Below are 13,056 nucleotides of genomic sequence, written 5' to 3'. Positions count from 1 at the left end.
ATTTTTTCCTCAACCTGTCAAAATACGGACAAGAACAAGAAAACCGCCAGGGAAAAAACCCTGACGGTCTTAATTTATTTGGATGTGTACGAGCCTTTTATGTTTTGAACGGATCGCTCTCCGTTCCCATCATTCTCAATCAGCACATTTCCTTCGACGGTATCAATGACGATATCGCCGCTCTGGTCCGATATCGTCATGTCACCTTTATGCTTCCTGATATCCATATCACCGGACTGATCGTGAATCTCTACATTTCCACCCGTATTTTCCATGGCGATATCACCTGAATCGTCTTCGATCAGTTTGAGGGCTGACGCGTCCTTGATTCTGATGTCACCGGACTGGTCACGAATCTCTACCTCTCCGCCCGTATTCGTCAATCGAATATCACCGGAGTCATCCTCAATCGTGAGCTTTCCTATTAGATCCGTCATGTCAATATCTCCTGATCCATCAGTAAGGGCTATCGGGAGCTGGGGAGGAACGATTACCGTTATCGTCATATCCACATAGTTAAAACCGATATCCGTGTTCGTTTCGGATCGTAGTGTTGCGGTATCCCCATCCTTCTCGAGTGTAATGATGATTTCTTCGGGTTTGACATTTTTCGATTTGATATCAGCCTCTACATGAATCGCGGTTGCTTTTTCATCACCTTTGACAATCAAATCGCCTGAATCCGTCACAATATTCAACGCCTCGATGGACTCCGCAGGTAATTCAAGCTGTCTCTTTTCTTCTTCGATCTTGATCACGTTATCGCTGATCGTGCATCCAGCCAAGCCGATTCCCACAGCGATTAGACCTACTCCTATCCACTGTTTCATTTGTTTCATCCGTTTCCCCTCGATATTGGTTATTTTTACAAGATAAGTTCTACAACATCATAGCAAAACAGCGTAGAAGACAAATCAGGCTACAGGGTTGTTCTCTCGTCAGTCCGCAGACGGATATTCTTCTTGGTGATTGGTGAACACAAAGCAAACGAACCCAGTTACATTACGAGCTGGAATTCGTTTGTTTTTTCGTATGTTCGACTGTACTTTTTATGATCAAATGATTGCTACATTTTTCCTATCAGTGTTATGGTAAAAGTAGACAATTCACTTACGAAGAATAACTAACCGTTTCGAAACAGGAGGTTTTATGGCTCGTATACTGATAGCAGACGACTCCCTTGTAGTACGAGATTACATGAAAATCATTTTGGAACGGGCGGGCCATCAAATCATTGCAGAAGCAACGAATGGATTGGACGCCTATCAAATGTATACGGCCCACCTCCCCGACGTGGTGACGATGGATATCAATATGCCAGGAATGAATGGCATAGAGACCGTCAAAAAAATCATCGACACCTTCCCCGACGCCAACATCATTATGGTCAGCACCAACGGATTAAAGCCGCTCGTTTTTGAGGCAATCAACGCTGGAGCGCGCGATTATATTCTAAAACCGATCGATGAAGAACGACTTTTGGCTTCCATTACGAATTCGCTTTAGTCGATCAAACAAAAAACTGAGGCACTGTCGCCTCAGTTTTTTCTATGGGTCTAGCGAATTTCTTCCAACGGGATTCGGAAGGTAAAATGGGTGCCTTCTCCTTTTTGGGTATGAACCTGAAGGGTTCCTCCCAACTGGTCAACCTCTTGTTTGACAATGGACAGGCCAATTCCTCTGCCCGATACGAGACTCGCATGTTCCTGTACCGTGACATGCTCAGCCAATGCCAACTTTAGTTTTTCCATATCGCCGCCCCGCCCATCATCACGAATCGTGACGCACAGGGAAGTATCCTCTTGCCAAATGCGGCATTGAATCTTGCCGCTGCGTTCTTTTCCGCATGCCAATCGTTCTTGCTCTTCTTCCATTCCATGATCGATCGCATTGTTGAATACGTGAACCAGGCTCCTCGCAAAATTCTCGAATCGCTCTGGATCGACCAATACTTCTTCTGCGTCCCATTCGACCCGATCGATGGTCTTGTTCAGACGGATGGCAAGCTCACTTACATAGTCTTCATACCGGGACAACATGTCCTTTATTGGACGGTAGCGAAGCTTGCGGATGCGGTGGAGCAGCTCCTGCTGAGCCTCCCCCTGTACCAGACTGGTGATCTCATGCTCGAAGCTTTCCCATCGCTCTTTTGCAATGGTGTACACATGCTCGTTATGATCCAGGAACCCGATCCCGAGCTTGTGCTGTATGATTGACAAATCCTGTTGCATCGCAGCTTGAACCTCTGCGAACGACTGCTCGGCGCGCATCCCCTCATCGGATAGGCGCTCTTCGGACTTTGCCCATTGAATCAACCACGACTCCAAATCATGCAGCTTTTGCGGTGTATGAATCAAATGTAATTGGCTGAAGTCACCTTTAAACTGATGAATCTGAGCGATCAATTTGAATAGTTTCTCGGTTTCTGCAATCTCTTCTCTCAGAACCTGCTTCCACCCATCCTCAAAAAAAGCGTCAAAAGCTCGCAGTACCTTTTGGAAGAGCGGGAGACTAATCGCCACAGTTACGACCATATTCAACCTTTGCCATTCTCGCTCCATCTTAGATTCGAGCGCCCGCTGCTCACTCATATCGGTCAGGATCAGCATCAAGCCCTCTGGCGAATCGCGCCGATCTTCATAAATCGGCTTACAAGCCAGCTTCAACGGAATTTGATTGATTTGGATCTCCGTAGGAAATAGACTGAGATACAGCTCTTTTTGCCCTTGGTCTTTTGCTTCAAAATACTTTTCCAAAAGGGATACAATAAACACGCCATCCTCTGGACGATCTGGGTATAGTAGCTCTGCGACCGATACCCCAGCCAGTTCTCTGCCAAAAATCCGGAGACATTCCCGACTGTATTCGGAGTGGACCAGCAGGTTTTTGGAAAAGGAAAGGAAGCCTTGTCCCGCATTGTTTAACAGATTTTTATTCGCCTGCAATAGTGCCTGTATCTCATTGGTACGCTCTGTCACAATCTTTTCCAAGGATTGATTCCATTGCTCCAATTGATGATACAGTCTCGCATTTTCAATAAAGATCGCAATTTGCGAGAAGATCAGTCTGAGCGGCTCTGAGCGTTTTTCGTTGAACACATGTGTCGTCTCGTTGTTCTCCAAATAAATGACACCGATCATTTTTCCCTGCTGCCATAGCGGGGAGCATAGAATTGATTTCGGCTTGTGCTTCGCAATGTACGTATCGCGGAAAAAGACACCTTCAACTGAAGCGTTGTGGAGCACCAGCATCTCTTCTGTACGAATGGTGTAATTCACGACAGCGACAGAGAGCATCCCGCTATGCTCAAACGGGACAGACTGCATGATCTCCACGTCCAAATCGACAGAGCCTGCCGCTTCGATGAGCCAGTCACCATCTTTTTTGAGCAGGAGGATTCCTTTCTCTGCACCTGCATTGCTCATCACCGTGCGCAGCATCGTCGCCAACAGCATTTCCAGGCGGAGCTCGCTGGCAATCGTTTGCGACGCCTTGATGACACTCATTAAATCGACGAGGTCTGCTGTCTGGTCAGTCGTGGCAATCTCGGCGGAAGCTCCCAAGCTTCTTACCCGTTGCAAAAGATAAGGGTGCCGTTCCTCAATCTCTCGTGCCTTGGCGACCGCTCCCCAAAGCATGTAAACCTCGTGCGCCTCAGTCATGTATACCTTCGCAATCGTTTCGAGCCCGAGTGCCAAGTAATGCCGGGCAGCCAATTCATTTGCCAGCGCCTCGTTTTGCAAGAAAACATCTTTTTTGGCGAGTTGAACCGCCTGTTCATAAAAAGGACCTGCTTCTTGTTTTTTCTCTGTGACACGCAGCCACTCGGCATGCATCAGCAACCACTTGTGCTGAAAATTTTCCGGGCATTCCTTTGCCCACGTCTTCATCTTTTTGATATTTGCTCTGATTTTTTTCCCATACTTCGATTTTTCCTGTCGGTTAGCGTTCTCATAGAGCCCCGTCAATGCCAGTGTTTGCATAAAAACTTGCTGGCTGACAAGAACTTGTCCGCTGACTGAATCCATCCATTGCTCAGCTTCAGCCAGCAGCTCGGCAGCCTCCAGGTAGTTCCCGTACATGAGATGAACCATCGATTTATAGTAGTGGTACATGTACCGTTTGTAGCTGTTTCCTTCTTTTTGCAGGTTGCTTACATATGCCGCTTCGTCAAAGCCATCATGGCAAAACGCCGTTCGTTCATCGTCCGTCCACCGTGTAAAAGTATGCAGCGCCTGGCGCAATAACAAGAGCCGATCATCGTGATCAACGACCTTGATTTGTTGAATCATATCGCTGTATTCCTCGATTTGCTGCTCCAATTCTTCCACTGGTACACCGCAATAGAGCATGGCCTCCAAAAGCCCATGGGCATTGTAGGCAGCATAAATGTTGCCTCCACCGTCCAAGCCGAGCTGAATCGCTTTTTTCAGGAGAGGGATATTCGTCCGCGCATGCTCGCACCAGTGATTGATCAGCAGGGCAAACGCGCCATACGCCTTCGTCATGGCGATCGGATCGGCGAAGCTGTCTGCTACACGGCAAGCTAATTGTCCAAATTCGTAAGCCTCTCGATACTTTCCGAATTGAGCAGCTTGTACGATCCCGTAACCGGTATAACCGTTCGCTGAGGCGACCGCGTTTCCGTGCACGAGTGACAGATGAAGGGCACGCAAAATCGTTAAAGCAAACCAATTGAGATTGACATAGTAAGCAGATGGCCCAGCGTAGCTGATGATGCTCATCGCCATCTGATAATTTTCATCGGGAACATCCGGCAAATACAGCAGCTCATCTATTTTTCTGCCTTTGAGGTGGCGTTTGATATGAAACATTTCCTTCACGATATCGAGCTTGCCAGGCTTTTTGGGAATCGGTACGCCCAATAACCCCAAGGCTTCGCTTGCGATCTCCATAACACGCGGAAATTCAGCCAGTCGGGTATACATGCGAATTTCCATTTCCAAAATGCGTACTCGTTCCCGGTCTGTTTTGGCATGCTGCATCCCGCGTTCAAACAATTGTTTTGCCTCATCCAATTGATTACAGAGGTACGTCGTCTCCGCAGACAACGCACACAGCTCCATGGTCAGATCATGATTGCGCTGCCAGCCCTCTTCCCCCACCAGCTCGAGGCCTCGTTGGAAATACTGCAAGGCCGACTCAAATGCCGCAGAGGATTTTGCTTTTTGTCCGGCGAGCAAATGACATTGTGCTACATGCATGCGCTCCGCCTGATCCTCCAGTATCTCTTTGCCCCGATACATATGATCGCAAATTTCAAACAGGAAGCCAGATTCGCTTCCTTGGGACATTTCCCACATTATCCTGCCCAGCTTGACATGAATCTGTCCGCGTTCTGCCTCTGCTAACAACGAATAAGCGGCCTGTTGAATTCGATCATGCACAAAGCGGAAACGAATCCTCATCTGAGACGCCACTTCTTCTTCCACGAGTGCAGCGTATGTCAGATATTCCGCTCCTTCGATCGGATAGATGAGACCTTCCTCAATCGCAGGCCATATATGCTGGATGGCTTCGGACTCCGTTTGATTTCGTGACGTGGCTATCAAATGAAGCAAAAACGAGTTGCCCAGACAAGCAGCAAAAGCAAGCTGCTGCTGAGTAGAATCAGGCAATCTTCTCATTTTTTCTACAAGAAATTCGGCCACATTTTCCGTTGTACCCAGCTTCTCAATTTCGGCCAAATCCCATTGCCAGTTCCTCTCTTCTCTCACATACCACAACAAGTTCCGATCATACAGCGTCTTAATGAATTCTCTTACATAAAACGGATTCCCAGCTGTTTTTTGCATGATAATCGCAACCAGCGGCTTCGTCATGTCCGGATCACTATGCAATGTATCCGCTAATAACGCATTGAATTCGTGTTCGCGAAGCGGCAATAACGTGAATTGGCGCAAAATGCGGCTCTTGATGCCTGTCTCGGTCAAAATGGCAATCAACGGATTCATCATACTGCCATCATGCTCACGATACGCACAAATCAACAGAAAATGACTGATATGCATATCTGCAACCAACTCTCGGATCAGGAAAAGCGAAGAAGAATCCGCCCACTGCAAATCATCCAGAAACAAGACGAGTGGATGGTCTGGTCGTGCCCAAATCCGAATAAAGCGTTGCATCACCCATTGAAAGCGATTTTTTGCTTCTGCTGCAGGCAGCTCAGGTACGGCAGGCTGTTTGCCGATCACTGCCTCAAGCTGTGGAATGACATCCACGATCACTTGACCAAGTCCTTGCATGGCGTCGAGTATCACCTCTCGCCAAGCGAGCAACTCGCGTTCGTGGCCTGCCAATAACTGCTTGATCAAATCCTGAAAGATTTGAATGATAGCTGAATAAGGTACGGCTTGATTATATTGGTCGAACTTTCCTGATACAAAACGTCCCCGGCCTCTCAAAAACGCTTTTTGCGCTTCTAACACGAGAGCAGATTTACCCACGCCTGGAGAGCCACTGAGGAGAACCATCCTCGTAGCGCCGTTTGTGACTTGCTCAAATGCATCGATGAGCATCTGGATTTCCTGCTCACGTCCATACAGTCTCTCTGGAATCCGCAAGTGATCAGCACGGTCTTCTAAAGCGAGCGGAAACGGCGTGATCAAACCGTTTTGTTCAAGCTGGTCATAGCAACGCTGCAGGTCTGCCAGTAAGCCAGACATGCTAAAGTAGCGATCCTCTGTATTTTTTGACAGACACTTCATCACAATGTCCGATAGCATCTCTGGAACGGATGGTTTTACACTGGAGGGAGCGAGCGGCTTTCTCGCCATATGAGCATGTATGAGTTCAAGCATGTCCGAAGTTAAAAAGGGCAGCTTTCCAGTCAATAACTCGTAGAGCGTGACACCAAAAGAATAAATATCAGAGCGGTAATCGACGGTGCGATTCATTCTCCCCGTCTGCTCCGGCGAGACGTAGCGAAGGTTCCCCTTCCACTCTTTTGGATTCATCACACTTTGGTATTCTTGGTGGCATTTCGACGCCAAGCCAAAGCTACCAAGCTTTACCTCATAGGTTTCAGGATGAACCAGAATGTGATCGGGATTTACATCCTTATGGATGATTCCGTGCTGATGGATTTCCTTCAAGCAGGAAGCCATGCGGACCGCAATGAAGAGCATCTCCTTCAATGACAGTCCTTTCATTTTCATCAACAAGGAGAGCGGCACTCCCCCGAAATCTTCCGTAATCATTACCGTCTCACGGTTGTGATTAACGAGTTCGATGATCGTTTCCACTGCATGGGATTCCAATGATTGAAGAATGCGATATTCATGCTTCAGTTTCCACAGAGATTCCTTATGGGAAGGTCCTTCCATCGGTACTTTGAATAAGACAGGGAGATTGTCGTTATTTCTGTAACCCCGATATATTCCCATTTTTGAATGAGTGGAAAGAAACTCTGCCACCCTATAACCTGGAACCACGATCATGCCGCTCATACTATCCACTCCATCTTTAGGTAGAACATCCTATCTTTTTAATTGTTGCCCCGGAACAAATAATCTATATTTAATCTATATTCTGTCTTAATATAATCTCTTTTTACTATTTTTCAAGGAGGTATAGTTTTGTCAAATCTAAGTCGCAGTGTAAGTAACCCGCATAATCATGAAGTGGTTACCTTTTTGAAGACAACGGAAGAAACGAATGGCGAATATTTGTTATTCCGTACCGATCTTCCACCTGATAACGGGATTTTTCTACACTATCATACAAAACTTGTCGAAACCTTTGAAGGTGTAATTGGAAATTTAGAGGTAACCATTGATGGAAAAAAAGTAATCCTGAAGCCGGGAGAGAAGCTAAACATACCAACAGACAAGGTTCATGGGTTCCACAATCCCTCTAACGAATTCGTCAGCTTCCATGTCGAAATCCGTCCGGCTGGTACTTTTGAAGCGTTTGTCCGCTGTGGATACGGGCTCGATACAGACGGGCGCAGCTTTTACTTGCCGATTCTCAAGCAATATATCCCGAAAAATATTCTCCTCTTGGGAACGATCTTTGAGATGGGGCAGTTTTACCTCCCAATCATTCCGCGTTTCCTGCAAAAAGGCATGTTCGCTGTGTTCGCTGCACTAGCTCGTTGGACAGGCTCAGATAAATCGCTAGAAAAATACTACAAACCCTCTCCAGCTACACCAGTCTCTCATACCGAATTCGAGCAAACAGCGCAAAAGACGTTGCAAGGATAAAATGAGAAAGACACCATAGGGATTACTCCAGCTTGGTGTCCTCCACGCTTCTTATATCCACATATTCCAACCTGGATTTGTTGTTTTAACGTATAAGATCGTGTAACTACTTCACCGTATCAGAGCGTGAAGCTGCTCTTGCACGTTGTCTTGGCACATGCCTCCATGATAACAAATGATACTATTAATTTCCAAGTTATCGAATTTTTTTAATGAGTTTACTGCCATTTCCATATCGAGAGTGGTTTGCGGAATCGGTCCTCGTAGTGCTTCGTTCATGTACACCATTGCATCGCCTGCTATCAATGTCTTGCTATCTTGTACATAAAGGCTGATATGCCCCGGCGTATGTCCGGGAGTATGAATGATGCGAATTCCCCCACAATACGGCAGAATCTCTGTGTCTGCCAGTGTCTTGTGCACCATTGCCTTTGGCGGATTTTCGCAAAGCCATTGCAAGTGCTCGCGTTCCTTTTCAGGCAACATCGCAAGTAAAGGGGCCATGCTTTGGGGGTTTGCTTTGAGGAGAGGGCGTGTGCCTTCAATGTACGGCTGATCTAGCTCATGCGCGTATATTTCAACCTGTCCGCCAAGCTCACGAACGATTTCTGGAAGACTGCCGATATGATCAAGGTCCTGATGTGTCAAAATGATAGCCTGTAAACGCTCAGGTGGTATGCCAGCGCGGCTCATCTCCTGACGAATGGTCTCCCATGAACCAGGCATTCCTGTATCTACCAATACTGCTCGGTCATCATCCCAAAGCAAGGTGGGATAGATCACCATCGGCTTGCCAAATGCCTCTCCTTGCAACGGAATCATTTTCACACCTGCGTTTGCTTTCATATCCTATTCCTCCTCACACCATTTCATCGCACAACTACTTTTTTATCACGGAGTGAGGAGTCATTTCAACAACAAAATATTTAATTATACCACAAATAAAAATATTTGTCAATGCATTTTTATGACGTCTTCTTGTACAACAAAAACACCGGAATTACGCGGTCGCTCCTACCAGAGCAGACCGCGTTGGCGTTTTTATCCTCTTAGGGTGTAGTTGTCTGAACAGGCTGACTACCCGTGGATGCATCTTGGCTGCGCTCCCCCAGAACGCCACGGACAGGTTGAATGTCAGGCTCGTCCACCATCAACCGATAAACCGGTACGAATACAGCCGGTGGGCGGATCGGTTCAGGCTGCGTTTCAGTTTCAGGTGGCTGCACATGCGTACTCGTACCTCCCCAAACCATATAGCCTCCCCACGCTCCAGCACCTAGCAAGACAACTGCGCTGGATATCACCGTTGCTTTGTGCCGAAACAGCTTCACAAACGGATTGGCTGTTTCGCTGCGTACCTCGTCCAAAAGCTTGCGGAAATCAGCATTTCGAATCGCATACCACCGTTTTCGCCATTCTTTATCCCGCAATCTCTTGCCTTTCTCCTCAAGGAAAAAGGCCTTCAATGCTTTTCTGTATGCAGGCAGCAAATACTTCCCTTCGAAAAACATCCGCTGGCCCATCGTCCATTGGATAAAGGACAGTGTAACAGCTTCCCCGCCATTTTGCTGAACATACTCCAGCAATTCTGCAAACTGGAAGCCTTCCTGACCAAAATGATCTTCCCGGTAAAAGACCAGCGGCACCTGCGGGAACTCGTCAGCCTGGAGCGGTTTGCTCAACATATTCTGGATCATTCTTTGCTGCACGGAAATCGCTTCCCGATCCCATTTTCGGAAAAACTCTGCCGGATGTGGCGTGCTTCTCTCTTCATGCAGCTTCGCTAGATTCATGAGCATTTCTTGCTTGTGGCGACTCTCCATATCCAGCGTTCCGAAAAAGCTCTGTGGCTTCTCCTCCAAAAGGGCGATGAGCACTTGGAAATCATCCTTGGATAGCGTGTCTAGCGCGACGAGCTTCATCAAAGACTTGTCCAGTTCATCCAACAGCTCATCGGCATAGCTGCGCGCGCCATCGATGTTTTCAAAAAACTGGTGGATGGTAATGGCCGCAGCGAGCTTTTGACGTTCACGCGTAAATAGACGCAGAACCTTCTCCGTCGTAGTAGAAATAAAAACAACATTGCGCATGGCTTGCGGTTCTGTTTCCGTCCAAAACCGGATTTCCTTTAACATCTGATCCAAGCTGGTCACGGCGGCTACCCGCTCGGTCATATAATCCTCAAAGAGCGGCTTCACCAATTGTGGATAGCCGAAAATCGTCCGCATCATGAAGCCAAACAGCTCCCGATTGCTCGACAAATGCTTGTACACCTCTGCCACGTAGCTGCTCTGTCTCGAGGTCTTAGCCTTCATCAACACGTCCATCAAGAAGCGGATCAAATCCATTTGCAGACGTTCCTGCCTGGTGACACGGTAGGATTCGATTATTTGCTTGATCGTCTCGCTGTCAGGCAGCTGTTTGGACGAAAGCGCCTCTACCTCGATCCGCATCAGCATTTCCTGAAGCTCGATCAGCCGTTTCTTGCGCGTCAAGCTACTGTGTCCCAAATAGCTGTTCAACGCCTGCCAAACGCCCGCCCGCTTGCTCTGATACACGGACGTTCGTCCCTTTTCAATCAAATACAGTGCGCACAGCTCATAGTACGTGCGAATGTTCAAGGCCAGTGCATGGTCTGCTCCAGCCAGCACTTCCTCACAAAATTCGTGGAACGCATCCAGAATCCGTGGCTCATTCACATACTCCCAAGCAAAGTCGAGGTATTCGTGTCCTCCGTCCTGCAAATCGACGTTCTGAACGCGACCAAGGGAGAAGTCGAACAAAAAGTCTTTGTCGCTGTGCCCCCCGCCTGGGCGTATGCTTCCTTTTTCCACGAACGTGACGTGGATATGCTTCTTGCTCTGCGGCTCGTTGCTAAACGTGAGAAAACCAAAATGTCTGCGCATCTCATAAGGCAGACAACTGTACAAAATCTCCAACATTTGAGCAGCACTCTTGGATGAGGCACTAATATCCACATCCAGGCTGATGAACACCTTCTTTTTCGCTGCGAGCGAGGACATCACCGCAAAAAGAAGCTGTTTGAATAAACGCTCATCGATGCCCAATTGCCCAAGCAGCTGTTTTCGGTCTTGCGACAAGCCTTTTTCTGAAGGGATGTCATCGACGGCAGGAAGCTCCTTGCCCGCTGCATCGTCGTGGCGATCTGCAAAAGTGCGCACTCCGAAGATCTTGCCCGGGTTCTTGATAAACTCGTCCCGGCGCTCTACCGGAATGACATAGTTGTGGCTGAAAAACGTATTGCGCTGCCCAGTAAAGTCCGCCCCGACAAATACACTTCTGCCGAGAACCATCTCTCCTGATTCGGCTTGGAAGCTGACAAGGGCCTCCGGAAAGAGCGCCAGATTGCTTTCCGCCCGCTCTTGAAGCTGTCGCGGCGCGTCATACACGCAAAACGGATGGAGTGCCTTTTTTATGAATTGGTTATCCAGCCCTGGCGTTTTGGCGACAGTATCGTATCCTTCGTTCGAACGGAAAACCCCTTGTCGCCCGCGGGTGTAGTACTGCTGCAAAATGGGCTGACGGTTGCTCACTACCGCTCCCTCCCCTCGATGTAATCAAGCTGGTGCATCAACCAAATAAACGGTTCATCGACGCGAATCGGTGTCACGACACCACTCACCCTTTGATTGACTGGATTGCTCCCCAGCGCAGATACAGCGAAATAGGCCGTATTCGTAAAGTAAACATCCAACGCGTCTTTAAACGGTCTGTCCACCTTTTCGATGAATCGGCGGATTTCCCCATCGATGTTCTCGAATTCAGTCGTATTTAAATATTGTTCATGGACGAAATTGCGGAAAACATTGCTGTTGGACTTGATGTATTCGCCGTCGTCTTCCTTGATCAGATGCAGCATGTCGCTCTTCGTCAACACGACAGCAGTCGGAATATGTGTCTTGCTCTGCTCCTGATAGCCGATGAAGTTCTCAAACAGCGTAATCACGACCTCACGCGGCTCGTCGTACCTTGCCGTGAATTCCCCTGGCTCATCCCCTGCTTGCAGCATGACCCGATCGCGAATTGTCTTGATTTGCAGCGGATCGACCAGGAATAGGATGCCAGACGAGTTTTTCACATGCGCCGCATACAGCTCCAAATACTCGCGGTCGACCATTCCCTCGCCTGCTACGTCGAAAAACACCAGGATCAACGGTGCCTTATCGCTATCCTTGAAAATGAACTGGAAGATGAACGGCTCCTGACGCTTTTCTTTTTGCGTGGAATCAAGCAGCTGTCCGCGTTCAAACAAGGGTGCCTCGTAGTTCTCACGGAACTTGCGGCTAATCTGCGCATTGAGTGGCATACACGCTGCATCGAAGTGATTCGCAGTCGTGTTCTGCAAGGTATGAATCAATGAGGTCATGTAAACGGACTTACCGACCTGCGACGCCCCGACAATCGAAATAATGTTGCTCGGCGCTTTACCTGCCGTAATCGGCAGCTCATTGTGGCATTTCGGGCACAGTCTGCGCTTGGAAACCATGCCGTATCGGTCCGTCACACCTGCGAGGACGTTATCGACGTACAAATGGTTTTCCGACGGGATGGATTCCGGATCGATCACCGCTTCCAGCTCGTCGATGGCATCCAGTCCAAATTTATCCCGATACGCATTGAGAATCTCATCCTCCTGCAACGCGTAGTCTTCGTCATCCTGGCGATGATGTGTGGCACGGAAGACAACTTCGTCCGGTCCGTATTTGGCGAAGCAGTACGGGCAGACAATATCGTAAAAAGGAAGCCGTTCCTTGACCTGCGGCTTCTTTTCAAACATGTTTTTCAAAAACGACAGCATGGCGCATCC

Annotated in this window: 7 protein-coding genes; 2 read left to right on the top strand and 5 right to left on the bottom strand. The window is 48.1% G+C overall.

What is annotated here, in order from left to right; all coding sequences use genetic code 11:
• Window positions 1-74 precede the first annotated feature (74 nt).
• Complete coding sequence (locus FB479_RS14315; RefSeq protein ID WP_142065757.1) at window positions 75-839, bottom strand: DUF4097 family beta strand repeat-containing protein; 765 nt, start codon at window positions 837-839, stop codon at window positions 75-77.
• 310 nt (window positions 840-1,149) lie between these two features.
• On the opposite strand from FB479_RS14315, the gene FB479_RS14310 reads away from it, so the two are divergent.
• Window positions 1,150-1,506: a response regulator gene (locus FB479_RS14310; RefSeq protein ID WP_106654974.1), complete on the top strand. Its 357-nt coding sequence runs from the start codon at window positions 1,150-1,152 to the stop codon at window positions 1,504-1,506.
• 50 nt (window positions 1,507-1,556) lie between these two features.
• Here FB479_RS14310 and FB479_RS14305 read toward each other — a convergent pair whose 3' ends face one another.
• Window positions 1,557-7,472, bottom strand: coding sequence for an AAA family ATPase (locus FB479_RS14305; RefSeq protein ID WP_142065756.1), 5,916 nt, complete (start codon window positions 7,470-7,472; stop codon window positions 1,557-1,559).
• Between the two features lie 129 nt (window positions 7,473-7,601).
• Between FB479_RS14305 and FB479_RS14300 the strand changes: the two genes are divergently transcribed.
• The gene (locus FB479_RS14300) at window positions 7,602-8,228 is read left to right on the top strand and encodes a cupin domain-containing protein (protein WP_142065755.1); all 627 of its coding nucleotides are present in this window, start codon (window positions 7,602-7,604) and stop codon (window positions 8,226-8,228) included.
• Window positions 8,229-8,339: 111 nt separating this feature from the next.
• Here the strand turns inward: FB479_RS14300 and FB479_RS14295 are convergent, their stop codons facing one another.
• The 3 genes from FB479_RS14295 to FB479_RS14285 form a co-directional block, all read right to left on the bottom strand.
• On the bottom strand, window positions 8,340-9,074 hold the full coding sequence (locus FB479_RS14295) for an MBL fold metallo-hydrolase (RefSeq protein ID WP_106654977.1): 735 nt from the start codon (window positions 9,072-9,074) through the stop codon (window positions 8,340-8,342).
• 203 nt (window positions 9,075-9,277) lie between these two features.
• The gene (locus FB479_RS14290) at window positions 9,278-11,782 is read right to left on the bottom strand and encodes a GAP1-N2 domain-containing protein (RefSeq protein ID WP_142065754.1); all 2,505 of its coding nucleotides are present in this window, start codon (window positions 11,780-11,782) and stop codon (window positions 9,278-9,280) included.
• On the bottom strand, window positions 11,782-13,047 hold the full coding sequence (locus tag FB479_RS14285) for a TRAFAC clade GTPase domain-containing protein (protein WP_106654980.1): 1,266 nt from the start codon (window positions 13,045-13,047) through the stop codon (window positions 11,782-11,784). The genes FB479_RS14290 and FB479_RS14285 overlap by 1 nt, the downstream gene beginning before the upstream one ends.
• Window positions 13,048-13,056 lie beyond the last annotated feature (9 nt).

Source organism: Brevibacillus sp. AG162, assembly GCF_006715575.1.
In the GTDB taxonomy this organism is placed as follows: domain Bacteria; phylum Bacillota; class Bacilli; order Brevibacillales; family Brevibacillaceae; genus Brevibacillus; species Brevibacillus brevis.
The sequence above is the reverse complement of the archived record's forward strand: the minus strand, read 5'-3'. Positions and strand labels throughout refer to the sequence as shown.

Excerpts from the sequence above, each read along its gene's own strand:
- FB479_RS14315 (WP_142065757.1), bottom strand. The coding sequence starts at position 839 with ATGAAACAAATGAAACAGTGGATAGGAGTAGGTCTAATCGCTGTGGGA.
- FB479_RS14310 (WP_106654974.1), top strand. The coding sequence starts at position 1,150 with ATGGCTCGTATACTGATAGCAGACGACTCCCTTGTAGTACGAGATTAC.
- FB479_RS14305 (WP_142065756.1), bottom strand. The coding sequence starts at position 7,472 with ATGAGCGGCATGATCGTGGTTCCAGGTTATAGGGTGGCAGAGTTTCTT.
- FB479_RS14295 (WP_106654977.1), bottom strand. The coding sequence starts at position 9,074 with ATGAAAGCAAACGCAGGTGTGAAAATGATTCCGTTGCAAGGAGAGGCA.
- FB479_RS14285 (WP_106654980.1), bottom strand. The coding sequence starts at position 13,047 with ATGCTGTCGTTTTTGAAAAACATGTTTGAAAAGAAGCCGCAGGTCAAG.